Genomic DNA, 15362 nt, shown 5'->3' on the forward strand with positions numbered 1-15362 from the left:
CACGCCCCGATAGCTCAGTGGCAGAGCACTTCCATGGTAAGGAAGGGGTCGTCAGTTCAATCCTGACTCGGGGCTCACAGCGTTCGTATCTGCGATGCGGATGCGGTGTGGCAGGGTAGCTCAGCTGGTCAGAGCGCACGACTCATAATCGTGAGGTCGCGGGTTCAAGCCCCGCTCCTGCTACAGATCAAGACCCCCGGTTTTCCGGGGGTTTTGTCGTATCCGGGCTCAGGGAGCGGCCGGCTCCGACCCGCGCGCGCTCGGTGAGCTGCGCATACATGTACATGTCCCGTGGCCGTCCGTCGATCCTCTGCCAGGCCTTCAGAAGGCCCTCTCGTTCATAGCCTGCGCTCTCCGCCACGCGCCAGGATCCTTCGTTGGCCGGCTCCACATAGAGCTCGAGACGGTCGAGGCGTTCGAGAGTCGATGCCCACGACGTCAGGGTGGCGAGAGCGTCGGCCGCAAAGCCGCGCCGGCGCTGTGACGCAGCGACCCAATATCCAAGGCTCGCGCGCGTGCGACCGACCGGAAAGAGACCGATGTGACCGACCGCGCGATCATCGAGGTCTGCGATCGCGAACGCATAACCCGCGCCCGACTCGAGCCTCTGATGCTGACGACGGATGAACGCCAGGGCCGCGGTCTCGTCGGGGGTCCGCGGGACCATGGTCACGAGCGGGATGAGCGTGTCGCGCGACGCCTCCTGCACGAGCGCGACGTCCGTGTCGCGCCATACGCGGAGCCGCACCTGTCTGCCGGAGAGAGTCGGAAGGACGAGAGGGGCATCGCTCATGATCCGATGGTCGCACGACGGCCATCGGAACGGTTGCTGCACGGCACGACGATGTCAAGGGGATGCCGGCTCGGGGCCCGACCCGGTCACACTGATCGTCCGATACCCCGACGATAGGAGCGATCATGTCAGACCCTCAGGCAGGCCCGGACGAAGGTGCCGAGATCGACGCGACCGGCGTGGACGCCGACTTCGTGACGAACGACCCGGATCCCGAGATCGACCCCGCGACCCCGGGTGAGGATCAGAAGGCTGACGGCGACAACGCAGATCACCCTGACGAGCTCGAGGTCGGCGACCTTCCCTGACTTCGCAGACGACACGGGCCCGCTCCTCGAGGTGAGGAGCGGGCCCGTTATCTGTGGAGAGGCGTCAGCGAGCGGTCGGAGGGGCGTCGCTCTCGGCCGCGACATGCGCCTTGCCATCCGAACCGGCGGCGGTCCGGACGGGCGTTCCTCGTTGCTCGGCTTCGAGGCGCTCGGCCTCCTCGCCGCTGATGGCCTCGCCTCGGGCGACGAGCCCGGCCTGATCAGACAGCGGGATCTGCTTGAGGAACAGCGACAGCACGAGGGCGAGCACGATGAACGGCACGAGGAACCAGAACACCGGAGCGAGAGCATCCGCGTAGGCCGTGACGATTCCGTCTCGCACCTCATCGGGAAGCGCGTTGAGCGTCGCCGGGTCGATGGTCGACGCCGCCTGCGATGCGTCCTCCGGCGATGCCCCGGCATCGGCGAAGACGCCGAGCAGGTTCTCGGTCAGACGGGTGGTGAAGATGGTGCCGAACACCGCGGTGCCGAGCGAGGCACCCACCTCGCGGAAGTAGTTGTTCGTGCTGGTCGCGGTGCCGATCTCGCCGGCGGGGACGGCATTCTGCACGACCAGGACGACGACCTGCATGATCAGCCCGAGTCCGGCGCCGAACACGAACAGGAACGCGCAGATCAGCCAGATCGGCGTCTCGGCCGAGAGCGTCGTCATCGCCACCATAGCGACGCCGGTCAGGATCGTTCCGACGATCGGGTAGACCTTGTACTTTCCGGTCTTCGAGATCGCGATACCCGAGAAGATCGAGGTTCCGATGAGTCCGACCATCATCGGGATCATCAGCAGACCGGATGCCGCGGCCGACGTGCCGGACGACATCTGCAGGAACGTGGGCACGAAGCCGATCGCCGCGAACATGCCGATGCCGAGCACGAGTCCGATCGCGGTGGCGTTGACGAAGATCGGGTTGCGGAAGAGGCTCAGCGGGATGATCGGATCCTGCACCTTCGCCTCCGTGATCACGAAGGCCGTCGCGGCCACGACGAGACCCGCGCCCCAGGCCCAGGTCGCGAGGGAATCCCAGCCGAACTCCTTGTCGCCGCCGAAGTCGGTGAAGAAGATCAGGCAGGTGGTCGCGATCGACAGGAAGATCACGCCGAAGATGTCGATCGGCTTCTGAGCCTTCTTGCTCGGCAGCTTCAACGCGACGAGCGCGATGATGAACGCCGCGATGCCGACGGGGATGTTGATGTAGAACGCCCACTGCCACGTCAGGTGGTCGACGAAGAAGCCTCCGAGCAGCGGACCGGCCACCGCAGAGAGACCGAACACGGCGCCGAGCGGACCCATGTACTTGCCGCGTTCGTTCGCGGGGACGATGTCGGCGATGATCGCCTGCGACAGGATCATCAGTCCGCCGCCGCCGAGGCCCTGCAGCGCGCGGAAGGTGACGAACATCCAGAAGTCGGTGGCGAAGGCGCAGCCGACCGATGCGAGCGTGAACAGCGCGATCGCGACGAGGAACAGGTTGCGTCGGCCGAGGACGTCACCGAACTTGCCGTAGATCGGCATGACGATCGTGGTCGCCAGCAGGTAGGCGGTGGTGATCCAGACCTGATGGTCGACGCCGCCGAGCTGTCCGACGATCGTCGGCATGGCGGTCGAGACGATCGTCTGGTCGAGGCTCGAGAGCAGCATCCCGGCGATCAGGGCGCTGAAGATGATCCAGATGCGCCGCTTGGTGAGCAGGAACGGCGCGTCCTTGGTGGCTGTGGCGGACATTCAGTCGGCTTTCTGTGATGGTGTGAACACGGCGCGAGCGATCTCGAGGCGACGCCTGACGAGATCGCTGAAGGAATCGGTCGAGTGATGGTGCAGCAGTTGGTCCATGCACAGGCGCACCAGCGCGCCGACGGTGTGGACCATGACCTCGGCGTGCAACTCGGCATCGGCAGCGCCCTCGCCGCTTCGCCGCACGACGAGCTCCATGTCGCGACGCTCGTTCTTCGCCAGCTGCTCGAACGCGGCCTTGAGCAGCCGAGGCTCCTGCTCGATCACCGCGAACATGGCGGGCGCGTCGTCGAGCGGGTTGAAGAGCTCGAATCGGTCGATCGTCAGCCGGAGGAAATCATCGAGAAGGTCGCCGCTTCGGGCGACGAACTCGGCTTCGAGGCCCTCCTGTCGGGAGTCGATCGCGGCGAACCCGAAGACGGCGTTCTCCTTGCTCTCGAAGTAGTTGAAGAACGTGCGCCGCGAGACGCCCACCTCGGCGCAGAGCTCCTCGACCGTGAAACCGGCGAAGCCGCGCTCCGTCGTCAGTCGGCGTGCCGCATCGGTGAGCGCGCGCGTCGTCTCGCGCCTGCGCTGCTCTCGCAGTGAATCTGCACTCTCGCTCATAGAGTGCAATATTGCACTTCGAACCTAAGAGTGCACTGTGAGTGCGAGCGACATCGTTTCGGATCCGTAATACTTACGAAACACTCCGTATCGTATCGTTGGGCCATGACCTCCGATCCGATCGAGAAGCCCGGCCGTCCCACCGACGAGGACCTGACTCGACGCATCCTCGCGACGGCAGGAGAGATGCTCGGCCGGCACGGCTACCAGGCACTCAGCGTGGAGCAGGTGTCGAAGGCGGTCGGCTGCGGCAAGACCGCGATCTATCGCCGTTACGCCGACAAGGGCGCGCTCGTCGCCGCGGTGCTCCGATCGCAGGTCGAGATCGGAGCAATGCCCGATCGCGGAGACATCCGTGCCGACCTTCTCGAACACGTGCTGCAGAACCAGCGCAACCAGGAGCTGTCTCCCGAACAGAGCCACGGCCTGCGCGCGATGTTCGAGCCGGATGTCTTTCCCACTCTGTGGGATTCCTTCTTCCAGCACCGCCGCAGGCAGGGCGTCGAGATCATCGATCGAGCCATCGCCCGCGGCGAGCTCCCGGAGGACGTCCACCACGACATCCTCCTCGACACGATCGCCGGGCTCACCCTGTACCGGCAGTCCGTCAAGCGCATCCACATCGATGAGCGCCACTACGTCGACATCATCGACGCTCTCGTCAGCACCCCGCCGCGTCGCCTTGCAGACGCTGATGAACAGGCTTCCCCTTGACCACTGACACTCCACCCCTCACCCGATCCCTGCCGAACGTGAGCGCTCGCGCGGTCGTCGGCTTCCTCGTCTTCTGCGAACTCGCGAGCGGATTCGTCCAGGGGTTCTACGCCCCTCTGCTCGGCGAGATCGCCGGCCATCTCCAGGTCTCCGACGCCGACATCACCTGGTTCCTCACGGTCCAGACCCTGGCCGCAGCGGTCTGCGTGCCGCTGCTCTCCAAGCTCGGAGACATCTTCGGGCATCGCCGGATGCTCCGGATCGCCGTGGTCGCGGTGCTGATCGGCACTCTCGTCACCGCGTTCCTGCCGAGCTACCCGCTGGTGCTCGCCGCTCGCATCCTCGTGGGGCCACTCGCGGTGTGGCTGCCGCTCGAGATCGCTCTCGTGCACAACCGCATCAAGGGCGAGACGGCTCGCACCTCGATCGGCCTGCTCGTGTCGTGCCTGACGGGCGGCGCCATTCTCGGGACGATCTCGGCCGGCATCTTCTCCGCGATCCTGCCCACACTCACGCTGACACTGCTGGTGCCCGTGCTGTTCGTCGCAGTCAGCGTCTACGCGGTCTTCTTCAAGGTGCCCGAATCCACGTCGCGCACCGGGGCGAAGATCGATGTCGTCGGATTCATCGGCATCGGACTCGCGATGGTCGTGCTGCTGTTCGGTCTGCGCTTGGCGTCGACTGACGGATTCGCCTCGGCCACGACGATCGCCACCCTCGCTGCGGCAGTCGTCATCTTCGTGCTCTGGGTGCTGTGGGAGCTGCGGGTCACGTCACCCGCGATCGATGTGCGGCTGATCGTCTCGCCGCGCCTCGGGCCCGTCTACCTCACGGCATTCCTGTTCGGCATGGTGATGTTCGGTGCGCAGGCTCCCTCGACGACGTTCCTGACGGCCGATCCCGATACCGCGGGCTACGGCTTCGCGGCGTCCGCGGGAACAGCGTCGGCGGTCACGGCGGTGGTGACGATCCTCGCGACCGTGGGGGCAGCGACCTTCGCGCCGATCGCGCGCCGGATCGGCATCCGTGCGGTGCTGGTGACGGGTGCGGTTCTCGCCGCGTCGGGATCTCTCATCCAGATCGCGTTCCACGATGAGCTCTGGCAGATCTTCGTGATCTCGGCGATCAACGGCATCGGCATGGGGTTCCTCCTCGGTGCGCTTCCCGCGCTCGTCGCCGAACTGGCTCCGAGCGACTCGACCGGCATCGCGACCGGCGTGTACAACTCGTTGCGCACCCTCGGAGGTTCTGCTGCCGGTGCGGTGTTCGCCGTGCTGCTCGCGGGCTTCACGGCATCCGGATCCCTCAGCTCGTCGATCGGCGGCTACATCACGATCTGGAGCGTCTGCGCCGGGGCGTTCATCGTCGCCGCGCTCGCCCTGGCGTTCATGCGGATGCCGCACGAGACCGACACCTCCCTCTCGAAAGGCTGACCCTTGACCACCCCAGACTTCGCGGCGGATGCCGTCGCGATCCTGCCCGACCTCGTCGCGCTGCGGCGCGCCCTGCACGCCGACCCCGAGCTCGGACTCGACCTCCCTCGCACGCAGCAGAAGGTGCTCGATGCCCTCGCAGGGCTGCCGCTGGAGATCTCCACCGGCACCCGCACGACTTCGGTGGTCGCGGTGCTGCGCGGCGGGCTGCCGGGGCCTGCGGTGCTGCTGCGCGGCGACATGGACGCCCTGCCGATCGAGGAGACGACCGGCCTCGACTTCGCCTCCGTCAACGGCACCATGCACGCGTGCGGTCACGACCTGCACACCGCAGGGCTGGTCGGTGCGGCGACGCTGCTCGCCGCACGGCGCGATGAGCTGCACGGTTCGGTGATCTTCATGTTCCAGCCGGGGGAGGAGGGGCATGGCGGCGCGAAGATCATGATCGAGGAGGGGCTGCTCGACGCTGCGGGAGAGCGGCCGGTCGCCGCCTACGCGATCCACGTGGCCCCGGGGCCCCGGAGCATCTTCGCGACGAGAGGCGGAGCGGTGGCTGCCGGATCCAATCAGCTCTTCGTCACGGTGAGGGGGCGAGGAGGGCACGGATCGCAGCCGCACCAGACGCTCGACCCGGTGCCCGCGGCGGCCGAGATCGTGCTCGCGCTGCAGAGTTTCGTGACACGGCGGTTCGATGCGTTCGACCCCGTCGTGCTGTCGGTGACCCGACTCTCGACGGGGGACGGGGCGGTCAACGTCATTCCTGAGCAGGTCGAGCTGGCGGCGACGGTCCGCAACATGTCGCCGGCATCGCTCGCGACGCTGCAGGAGGGGCTCCCTCGAGTGATCGAGGGAGTGGCGGCCGCCCATGGGCTGTCGGCGGAGGTCCGGTTCGACACGATGTATCCGGTGACGGTGAACGACCCGGAGGAGACGTCCGCGACGGTCGACGTCCTGCGGGGTGCGTTCGGGGAGCAGCGGGTCGTGATGATGCCGACGCCGATGATGGGGTCGGAGGACTTCGCGTTCGTGCTGAACGAGGTTCCCGGCACGTTCATCGCGTTGATGACCTCGCCGCCCGATGCCGATCCGAGCACGATCGAGTGGAACCACTCGCCGCGGGTCGTGTTCGACGACGCGGTGCTCGGCGACCAGGCCGCGGCGCTGGCATCCGTCGCATTCGCCCGCACGGCGCGCTGACATCGACTCTGATCTGAGGCCGCTCCCCGCTCGGGGAGCGGCCTCCGTCATGATTCACGTCCAATTTGTGACGAATCGTTCGTAGCATCCGTCTTAGTGGTGTCGCTGCACTGCGGCCCTCCCCGCCGGGGATCCCACACACTGATGAAGGAGCACATGATGGCGAACGTCTCGAACGCACAGCAGCCCAAGGTCCAGGTCGCCCCGGCAGGTTCGACCGTCGCCTCGACCGGTGCGACGATCATCGAGAACGGCGTCGTCGCCAAGATCGCCGGCATCGCGGCTCGTGAGGTTCCCGGCGTCTACGCCCTCGGCGGCGGAGCAGCGCGCGCGGTCGGTGCCATCCGCGACGCGCTCAACTCCACCGACCTCACCCAGGGCATCAGCGTCGAGGTCGGCGAGACCCAGGTCGCCGTCGATGTGACCATCGTCGCCGAGTACCCGGTGTCGCTGCAGAAGGTCGCCGACGACGTGCGAGCTGCGATCTCCGTCGCGATGAGCGAGTACGTCGGCAAGCAGGCTGTCGAGGTCAACGTCACCATCAACGACGTGCACATCCCCTCCGACGACGACACGACCGCCGACACGGTCGCCACAGACGACGGCACGGAGACACGTGTCCTGTAGCCCCTCGAGATGCGTACGAGTGACTGGATCAGCATCTCGTGACCGCTCCGTCGGATCGTCGATCCGATCCGACGGTGCGTCTGCTCCGAACTTCTCACGGGGCATGGAAGAGGGAGTCGACGTATGGCTGGGGAACGATTTCGCTCTGCTCTCGAGCAGGCGGATGACCGGATCGTCGCCGGCCGGGCGATGGACGGCGACGTGGCCGCCTTCGCCGTGCTGGTGCGGCGGTACACGCCGATGATGCGTGCGTACACGCAGCGGATGCTGAACGCGTCGGCCGATGTCGATGACATCGTCCAGGAGACGTTCGTCACCGCATGGCAGCGGTTCTCCGAACTCGAGGACCCGGCGAAGGTCAAGAGCTGGCTGATGCGCATCGTGAGCCGCAAGGCGGTCGACCGCATCCGCGCGCTGCGACCGATGCTCGACGTCGACGACATGGAGCAGGCGGCTCCGTCGCACAGCGCGCCCGCGCGCGTGGTGGAGGCGCGCGCGGGGATCGAGGCGCTCGGCGCGGCGTTGCAGGAGCTGCCCGCTGCTCAGCGTGAATGCTGGGTGCTGAGGGAGATGGGCGGCTACTCGTACGACGAGATCGCGTCGGAGCTCGACATCTCGGTGTCGACGGCACGTGGTCTTCTCGCTCGAGCCAGAAAGTTCATGATCGTGCGAATGGAGGCCTGGCGATGACTGAAGAGCAGAAGGCTCCCGACGTGCGTCAGCTCGGACTCGAGCCGAGCGATCTCGACGGGCACACCCTCGAAGAGCTGAGCGACTATCTCGAGGCCGGCAGGCTTCCCGTCGACCCGTCGATCGAGGGCTCGCCGGGGTGCCAGCTCGCACTGGACGCGCTCGAGCGGCTGGAGGGTCTGGGGGGACAGCTGATCGAAGCGGATGCCGCGGCGAGGCCGGAGGTCGACGACAGCTGGGTCGACCGCATCCTCTCGGGGATCGCGCTGGATGCCCGTGCAGGGCGCCGCATCCCGTTCGACGAATCCGACCCCTCCGTGGACTTCGGCATCACGGAAGGCGCGGTTCGGGGACTCATCCGCTCGGCGGAGAACGCCGTGCCCGGCATCATGGTCGGTCGGTCGACTCTCGACGGAGACGTCACCGTCGTGGGCGAGCCGATCCGGATCGCGATCGAGGTCAACGCCATCTACGGGGAGTCCATCCCGACCGCGGTCGCGCGGCTTCGCACCGAGATCGCGGAGCGTCTGCACCGGCAGACGGACCTCACCGTGACCTCGATCGACGTCACGGTGCGAGACATCCAACGGATCAGCAGTGCAGCGGAGGAGACCTCATGAGCACCACAGCCCTACCGGGACTCGCCCAGCGGATCGAGGCGGCGGTGCTGGCGACGCCCGGCGTGCGCAACGTCTACCGAGCGGGCTCGCTGGTGTCGAACATCGTCGGAGAAGGGGCCGTGGCGATCGGCATCAGCCGGAGCGATGAGGCTCTCGTGGCCGTCCGAACGGATGACGACGGGGTCGAGGTCGAGGCGTCGCTCGGTGTCGAGTACTCGGCGAACGCCCTCGAGCTGCTCCGAGATGTCCGCGCGGCGATCGACAAGGTCCTCGCGGACGACGGGCTGGGGCCCGTCGAGATCGCGCTCACGATCGCGTACGTCCACCCCCGGGAGGCATCGTCGGACTGAGTGCGCGTGAGCGCGCGGAGGCGCCGATCCTGGGTGAGGATCGGCGCCTCTCGGCTGTGTGAATGGGTGAACGGCTGATCAGGCGATCGCGCGGATGCCGTCGACGAGGGGCGTGGTCGGTCGGCCGATCAGCCGGGCGAGGGTGCCGTCCGTGTCTGCGAGCGCGCCTGCGGCGATGCCGGCGTCGAGAGCGACGACGAATCCTGCGGTGCCCTCGTCGAGGCCGGCTGCCTGGAGGCCGGCGAGCTGCTCGTCGGCGGTGAGCGGCTGGTACTCCACCTCGCGGCCCGTGACCTCGGCGATCGCACCGGCGAGTTCGGTGTAGTTCCACGCGACGTCGCCGCCGAGCTCGTACACCTGGCCGATGTGACCGTCCTCGAGCAGCACGACGGCTGCCGCTTCGGCGAAGTCCTTGCGGCTCGCGGAGGCGACTCGTCCGTCACCGGCTCCGGAGGCGAGCACGCCGGTCTCGGCAGCACGGGCGACGTCGGCGGCGTAGTTCTCGGTGTACCAGTTGTTGCGCAGGATCACCGAGGGGAGGTCCGAGGCCGCGATGAGCTCTTCGGTCGCCTTGTGCTCGGGGGCGAGCACGAGATCGCTCGTCGTCGCCTTCGGAGCGCTTGTGTAGACGAACTTCGTCACTCCGGCGGCCTTGGCGGCATCGATGACGGACTGGTGCTGGGCGACGCGCTGGCCGACCTCCGAACCCGAGATGAGCAGGACGCTGTCGACGCCCTCGACGGCTGCAGCGACGGAGGAGGGGTCGGTGTAGTCCAGTCGCGCGACCCGCACGCCGAGATCCTCGGCCTTCGCGACGTCGCGCGCGCCGGCGACGATCGACTGCGGGTCGGCGCCGCGCTCGAGGAGGCTGGCGATGACGAGGCGTCCGAGGTTGCCGGTCGCGCCGGTGACGAGGATGGTCATGGGGTGTCCTTTCGTAGGTGACATGAGCGACAACCGCCCCACCCGCGACGAACATTCCAGCTGATGGGTACCCACTTTGAAGTAAGGTACGTACATGACGGTTAGTTATGCGCAGATCCGGGAAGCGACCCCACAGATCTTCGAGCCTGGATGCAGCACACGAGTGATCCTCGACCACGTGATGAGCAAGTGGGGAGTGCTGGTGCTCTCGTCGCTCTCCGACGGGACCCGTCGCTGGGGCGAGTTGCGCCGCGAGGTCGGCGGCATCAGCGAGAAGATGCTCGCCTCCACCCTGCGCACCCTGGCGGACGACGGGCTCGTGCGCCGCGAATCCTTCCCGACGGTGCCCCCGCACGTCGAGTACAGCCTGACGCCACTCGGCCGTGACCTCATGCGGCGGATGCTGCCGCTCGTCGAGTGGGTCGCCGAGCACGCCGATGACATGATCGATCGGGGCTAGTTCGACGGATTCCGTCGCCTCTCGGCGCAGATGAGCACGAAATCCGTCGGTGAAAGAAAAGGATTGACGCGATATACGTGGTAGCCGTATGTTCTGAGCATGTCAGCTACGACGCCGATCCATCTTGAACGCCCCGACGGCAAGGGGCTCGCATCCGGTTCGCTCGGGCTGTGGGGGTCCACCGTCATCGGGCTCGCATCCACCGCACCGGTCTACTCGCTGGTGGCCACGCTCGGATTCGTGGTGCTCGCGGTCGGAGCACAGGCGCCGATCGCCTTCATCATCGCCTTCGTGCCCATGCTGCTGATCGCCTTCGCCTACCGCGAGCTGAACAACGCCGTCCCCGACTGCGGCACCACATTCACGTGGGGCACCAAGGCCTTCGGGCCCTGGGTCGGCTGGATGGGCGGCTGGGGAGTCGCGGTCGCCGGAATGGTCGTGCTCGCGAATCTCGCCCAGATCGCCTCGGTCTACTTCTGGTCGCTGACCGGCTTCGACCTCGAGAACAACGACTGGCGCATCATCCTGGTGGCCGTGCTCTTCATCGCCGCCATGACGTGGGTGAGCTGGCGCGGTGTCGAGATCGGCGAGCGCATCCAGAACGTCCTGCTCGGCATCCAGTACCTCGCACTGGCGATCTTCGTGGTGGCCGCCCTGTGGCAGTTCTTCGCAGGAACGGCGCCCGATCCCACCCCGTTCGACATGGAATGGCTCAACCCGTTCGGCTTCACCTCGTGGTCGGGCTTCACCGAGTCGATCCTGCTCGCCCTCTTCATCTACTGGGGCTGGGACACCTGCCTCGCGCTCAACGAGGAGACGAAGGACCCCAAGCGCATCCCGGGTCGTGCCGCGCTGCTGACCACCGTCATCCTGCTGTTCACCTACGTGGGCGTCACGATCGCGGCCATGATGTACGCGGGCCTGGGCGACACCGGCACCGGGCTCGGCAACGAGGCCAACGCCGACGACTTCTTCCTCGCGATCAAGGACGGACTTCTCGGACCCTTCGGCTGGGTGCTGGTGGTCGCCGTGATCATCTCGGCCATCTCCTCGACGCAGACGACGATCCTGCCCACCGCACGCGGAACACTCGCGATGGGCGTCTACCGCGCTCTGCCCGCGAAGTTCAAGGACGTGCACCCGACCTACAAGACGCCGTCGTTCTCGACGATCGTCATGGGCATCGTCGCCTCGGTGTACTACGTCGGCATGACCCTGATCAGCGACAACATCCTGCAGGACTCGATCCTGTCGCTCGGCCTCGCCATCGCGTTCTACTACGCGATCACCGGCTTCGCCTGCGTCTGGTACTTCCGCAAGGACCTCACGAACTCGGCGCGTGACTTCTTCTTCAAGGGCCTCTTCCCGTTGCTGGGAGGCCTCATGCTGACGGGGGCGTTCGTGCAGTCGGCGATCGACATGTGGGATGTGGACTACGGCTACACCGTGCTCTTCGGCATCGGCGGAACGTTCGTGATCGGCATCGGCTCGCTCGCCTTCGGTCTCGTGCTCATGTTCGCCTGGTACCTGTTCCCGCGTTCGAAGCGGTTCTTCCGCGGCGAGAGCCTGAACCGCGACACCCAGGTCATGGTGCCGGACGAGCCGGGCGAGGTCATCCGCTCGATCGACGGCGGGATCTGAGCGGAGCCGGATCGCGCGCGGGTACGCCCTAGGCTTTATCCGTGCGCATCCGGCTCGACATCGCCTACGACGGCACCCACTTCCGCGGGTGGGCGAAGCAGCCGACCCTGCGCACCGTGCAGGGGACTCTCGAAGCCGCGCTCGCTCGCATCGTCGGCTCCGACGTGCAGTTCGTCGTCGCAGGGCGGACGGATGCCGGAGTGCACGCCGTGGGGCAGGTGGCGCACGTCGACCTCGATGAGGCGCAGTGGTCGCGCATCGAGTCGCGTCAGGGCCGCGCCCCGCAAGACCCCGCGGCGTCGATCGCGAGGCGCATGCGCGGTGTGCTCGGCGCCTACCCCGATGCGACCGTCACCCGTTCGTCCATCGCTCCCGACGGATTCGACGCCCGCTTCTCGGCGGTCTGGCGTCGCTACCGATATCGGCTCGCCGACTCGACCGCCGGTTACGACCCCCTTCGACGCCACGACACGACCGCGCACCGGGGTGTTCTGGACGACCAGGCGATGGATGCCGCGGCGCGGACGCTCATCGGGCTCCACGACTTCGCGGCATACTGCAAGCCCCGCGAGGAGGCCACGACCATCCGGACCCTCCTCGACTACCGATGGTCGCGGGACTCCGAGGGCGTGCTCGTCGCCGAGGTGAAGGCCGACGCGTTCTGCCACAGCATGGTGCGGGCGCTGGTGGGCGCATGCGTCGCCGTGGGTGAGGGGCGTCTCGACGTCGACGATCTGGTCGTGCTGCGCGACGCGCTCACCCGCACGAGCGAGTTCAAGGTGCTGGCAGCCAGGGGGCTGACGCTCACCGAGGTCGGATACCCGGCCGACGAGCTCCTGTCGACCAGGGCGGAGCAGACGCGCGCTCGCCGCGACGGCACGAGCGCATGACCCGACGCGCGGCCGTGTTCGTCGAGGTCTCGTCGCCAGGATGGGCGTTCTGGCGGGCGGCGCTCGACACCTGTGTCGGTCTGAGCGTCGGCACGCTCTACACGTTCCTCGGCATCGTCGTGATCGGCATCGTGGGGGAGGAGGCACTGTCCTCCCTGTACTGGCAGATCGACCTCGATCCGCTGTTCCGCGCGAGCATGGGGGTGATCCTGCTCATCGCCGCGGTGCTCGCGATCGTCGTGCCCTTCGTGCTGGTCGCCGAGCGGTTCGCCGCCCTCCGCGCGGTCGAGGCGAGCGCACGGGAGAACCCGGATGCCGTGCCGCAGCGATCACTGAGGACGGAGCTCGCGAAAGCCCCCGCCGCATACCTCCAGACCACGGGAACCGTGCTGTTCTGGTGCCTGGTCGGGCTCGGAGCCCTCTTCGCGCTCGCCGTCGTCTTCACAGAGGACCTGCGCGAAGACGGCGTGGTCTGGGCTGTGCTGCTCGTCTTCGCGGTGCTGGCGCTCGCCGCAGCGATGCTGCGGAGGCTGGGGCGACGACTCGTCGGACGCGACGATGCGCGGATGCGCGACCACTGGTCGCGGTGGAAGCAGCTCGTCCCTCGAGCGGAGGCGTCCGACTCGGATCGTCGCGGGGCGGCGATCCGAGCGGTCGCTCCGCAGTGGCTCTCGACTCCGAGCAGGCGGACTCTCGGTCGCGTGGCCCGGGCGCTGCTCACCGCCACTCTCATCTCCTTGGGTGCTTTCATGATCTCGGTCTTCATGCGTCAGCAGTGTCGCAACTGCGATCCGGTCTACTGGAACGAGCCGATCGAGAACGGCATCGACGTGCTGAGCCTGAGCAGCGGAGCGGCGCTCGCCGTGTGCGCAGCCCTCGGCATCCTCGCCTGGGTCGGAGGAGTGGTCCTGCAGTTCGCCCGCGAGCGTGCTCTGGCGAGCTGGGTCTCGGATGGAGCAGCACGCAGTGTCGACGTGAGCCTGGTCGAGCCGCTGCTCTCCGGCAACCGATCGATGGTGCGCCTTCAGCTGGGTCTGACGGCCGTCGGCGCGGGTGCCGTCGTCGTGGGCATGGGGGCGCTCTGGGCGGAGTGGGCCGCCATGGACACGCGCGCCGTGCTTCTCACCGCCGTGGTGCTGATCGCGCTCGGGCTCGCGGTCGGGTGGGCGGATGCACGACGCAGCCGCAGAGAGCGACAGCTCGCGCGTGACGCCCTGTTCCCGGGTGACGTCGGACGCGTGGACGAAGACAAGCCCGCCGCGATCACGCGGGAGCGCCGACGCCGCAGGTGACCCGTTCGTGGCCGCCCTTCCCGGGGGCGGCCACGAACGCGGCAGCACCGCCGTGGACGGCGGGCCCCCAGGCCGGGCGCGGCGGTGACGACTCGTGCAGGCCGGAGGGGTGTGACACTGCTGAACCGTATGCTGATCGTACGAAGGGCATCTTCACACTGCGGCGGGGGACTGTGACGGATCGGCTGGGTGATCAGGGCGGCGCATTCGCCGCTGCGCTCCGTGCGGCGATCTCCGACCGGGGAATCACCCTCGCGCGGCTGCGGAGCCAGCTGATCGACGACGGCAACCCGGTATCCATGGCGACGTTGAGCTACTGGCGCTCCGGTGATCGGCAGCCCGAAGGCCCGCAATCGCTGAGCGTCGTCGACGGCATAGAGGATCGCCTCGGTCTGCATCGAGGACACCTCGGGAGCCTGCTGATCCCGACCGCTCGCCTGGGGCCGATCGCACCTCCACGTCTGCCTTTCGACGAGGAGCGCGAGCAGCGCGAGACCGAGGAGACGTTGCGAGAGCTGCGTGCCGCTCCGCAGGACGCCCTGCGCGACCTCTCGACCCACATGACGGTGTTCGTCGGTGCCGACGGCGCGGTCGAGAAGACGATCATGCGCTCGCTCGTGCAGGCGACGAGAGGCACGATCACCGAGGTGCCCCTCATCGACGTGGCGCCGATCGAGACCGATGTGATGTCGGTGATCTCCGACGTCGTCGGTGGGAGGATCGATCGGGAACACCTGCATCGGGGCCGGCTCGTGTCTGGCGTGGTCATCGCGCTCGACGAGCCGATCACCACCGGCGGAACGACGCTGTTCGAGTTCACCGAGACCTTCCCGCCCGGATATCCGCCGCGGCAGTCGGCCTGGCATGCGACGTCGAGATCGGCTCGCGAGAGCCTCATCTGGGTGCGCTTCCATCCCGACGCCCTCCCCAGCTGGTGCGAGGAGTACATCGAGACCGAGGGGGAGTACATCTCGGTGATGCGCTCGACGACCGGGGGCTCGGTCCATCTCGCTCGGCACGGGTTCGGCCCAGGGATCCTGGGGCTCCGATGGGGATACGACGAGTGA

At 67.4% G+C, this 15362-nt stretch carries 17 protein-coding genes and 2 tRNA genes; 15 read left to right on the forward strand and 4 right to left on the reverse strand.

The features are described from left to right. The first annotated feature begins 3 nt into the window (after positions 1-3). Both MRBLMI13_RS12405 and MRBLMI13_RS12410 read left to right on the forward strand, forming a co-directional pair. Positions 4-75 (forward strand) — tRNA-Thr (locus MRBLMI13_RS12405). 34 nt (positions 76-109) lie between these two features. Next, positions 110-183, forward strand: a tRNA-Met gene (locus tag MRBLMI13_RS12410). Between the two features lie 4 nt (positions 184-187). Here MRBLMI13_RS12410 and MRBLMI13_RS12415 read toward each other — a convergent pair. Continuing rightward, positions 188-793, reverse strand: coding sequence for a GNAT family N-acetyltransferase (locus MRBLMI13_RS12415; RefSeq protein ID WP_367822861.1), 606 nt, complete (start codon positions 791-793; stop codon positions 188-190). Between the two features lie 125 nt (positions 794-918). Between MRBLMI13_RS12415 and MRBLMI13_RS12420 the strand changes: the two genes are divergently transcribed. Further along, positions 919-1101: a hypothetical protein gene (locus tag MRBLMI13_RS12420; RefSeq protein WP_056375780.1), complete on the forward strand. Its 183-nt coding sequence runs from the start codon at positions 919-921 to the stop codon at positions 1099-1101. A 64-nt stretch (positions 1102-1165) separates the two neighbouring features. Here MRBLMI13_RS12420 and MRBLMI13_RS12425 read toward each other — a convergent pair whose 3' ends face one another. Both MRBLMI13_RS12425 and MRBLMI13_RS12430 read right to left on the reverse strand, forming a co-directional pair. Beyond that, the gene (locus tag MRBLMI13_RS12425) at positions 1166-2842 is read right to left on the reverse strand and encodes an MDR family MFS transporter (protein WP_367822863.1); all 1677 of its coding nucleotides are present in this window, start codon (positions 2840-2842) and stop codon (positions 1166-1168) included. After that, the gene (locus MRBLMI13_RS12430) at positions 2843-3457 is read right to left on the reverse strand and encodes a TetR/AcrR family transcriptional regulator (protein WP_367822865.1); all 615 of its coding nucleotides are present in this window, start codon (positions 3455-3457) and stop codon (positions 2843-2845) included. 105 nt (positions 3458-3562) lie between these two features. Between MRBLMI13_RS12430 and MRBLMI13_RS12435 the strand changes: the two genes are divergently transcribed. The 7 genes from MRBLMI13_RS12435 to MRBLMI13_RS12465 all read left to right on the forward strand — a co-directional run bounded on the left by MRBLMI13_RS12435 (position 3563) and on the right by MRBLMI13_RS12465 (position 9088). Continuing rightward, on the forward strand, positions 3563-4171 hold the full coding sequence (locus tag MRBLMI13_RS12435) for a TetR/AcrR family transcriptional regulator (protein WP_309686417.1): 609 nt from the start codon (positions 3563-3565) through the stop codon (positions 4169-4171). Then, positions 4168-5604, forward strand: coding sequence for an MFS transporter (locus tag MRBLMI13_RS12440; protein ID WP_367822868.1), 1437 nt, complete (start codon positions 4168-4170; stop codon positions 5602-5604). The genes MRBLMI13_RS12435 and MRBLMI13_RS12440 overlap by 4 nt, the downstream gene beginning before the upstream one ends. Before the next feature lie 3 nt (positions 5605-5607). Further along, complete coding sequence (locus MRBLMI13_RS12445) at positions 5608-6801, forward strand: M20 metallopeptidase family protein (protein WP_367822870.1); 1194 nt, start codon at positions 5608-5610, stop codon at positions 6799-6801. Between the two features lie 159 nt (positions 6802-6960). Continuing rightward, positions 6961-7428, forward strand: coding sequence for an Asp23/Gls24 family envelope stress response protein (locus MRBLMI13_RS12450; RefSeq protein ID WP_311879704.1), 468 nt, complete (start codon positions 6961-6963; stop codon positions 7426-7428). Positions 7429-7551: 123 nt separating this feature from the next. Continuing rightward, positions 7552-8118 carry an RNA polymerase sigma factor gene (locus MRBLMI13_RS12455; RefSeq protein WP_042539135.1) on the forward strand — a complete coding sequence of 189 codons (567 nt, stop codon included), beginning with the start codon at positions 7552-7554 and terminating at the stop codon, positions 8116-8118. Beyond that, positions 8115-8738, forward strand: coding sequence for an Asp23/Gls24 family envelope stress response protein (locus tag MRBLMI13_RS12460; RefSeq protein WP_367822873.1), 624 nt, complete (start codon positions 8115-8117; stop codon positions 8736-8738). The genes MRBLMI13_RS12455 and MRBLMI13_RS12460 overlap by 4 nt, the downstream gene beginning before the upstream one ends. Next, a complete protein-coding gene (locus MRBLMI13_RS12465) occupies positions 8735-9088 on the forward strand; it encodes a hypothetical protein (RefSeq protein WP_367822875.1) in 354 nt (117 codons plus the stop codon). The genes MRBLMI13_RS12460 and MRBLMI13_RS12465 overlap by 4 nt, the downstream gene beginning before the upstream one ends. 78 nt (positions 9089-9166) lie before the next feature. Here MRBLMI13_RS12465 and MRBLMI13_RS12470 read toward each other — a convergent pair whose 3' ends face one another. After that, positions 9167-10012, reverse strand: a complete 846-nt coding sequence (locus tag MRBLMI13_RS12470; protein WP_042539141.1) for an SDR family oxidoreductase — start codon at positions 10010-10012, stop codon at positions 9167-9169. 94 nt (positions 10013-10106) lie between these two features. On the opposite strand from MRBLMI13_RS12470, the gene MRBLMI13_RS12475 reads away from it, so the two are divergent. The 5 genes from MRBLMI13_RS12475 (at position 10107) to MRBLMI13_RS12495 (ending at position 15362) form a co-directional block, all read left to right on the forward strand. After that, positions 10107-10472 (forward strand): winged helix-turn-helix transcriptional regulator, encoded by a 366-nt coding sequence (locus tag MRBLMI13_RS12475; protein ID WP_042539143.1) that lies wholly within the window; start codon positions 10107-10109, stop codon positions 10470-10472. 99 nt (positions 10473-10571) lie between these two features. Next, positions 10572-12113 (forward strand): APC family permease, encoded by a 1542-nt coding sequence (locus MRBLMI13_RS12480; protein ID WP_367822878.1) that lies wholly within the window; start codon positions 10572-10574, stop codon positions 12111-12113. 41 nt (positions 12114-12154) lie between these two features. Then, entirely contained in the window at positions 12155-13003 is an 849-nt protein-coding gene (gene truA / locus MRBLMI13_RS12485; protein WP_056375792.1) for a tRNA pseudouridine(38-40) synthase TruA, read from the forward strand. Then, positions 13000-14295: a hypothetical protein gene (locus tag MRBLMI13_RS12490; RefSeq protein ID WP_367822879.1), complete on the forward strand. Its 1296-nt coding sequence runs from the start codon at positions 13000-13002 to the stop codon at positions 14293-14295. The genes truA and MRBLMI13_RS12490 overlap by 4 nt, the downstream gene beginning before the upstream one ends. Before the next feature lie 173 nt (positions 14296-14468). Next, entirely contained in the window at positions 14469-15362 is an 894-nt protein-coding gene (locus MRBLMI13_RS12495; RefSeq protein ID WP_367822880.1) for a hypothetical protein, read from the forward strand.

This window comes from Microbacterium sp. LMI13-1-1.1, assembly GCF_040815625.1.
GTDB classification, from domain to species: domain Bacteria; phylum Actinomycetota; class Actinomycetes; order Actinomycetales; family Microbacteriaceae; genus Microbacterium; species Microbacterium forte.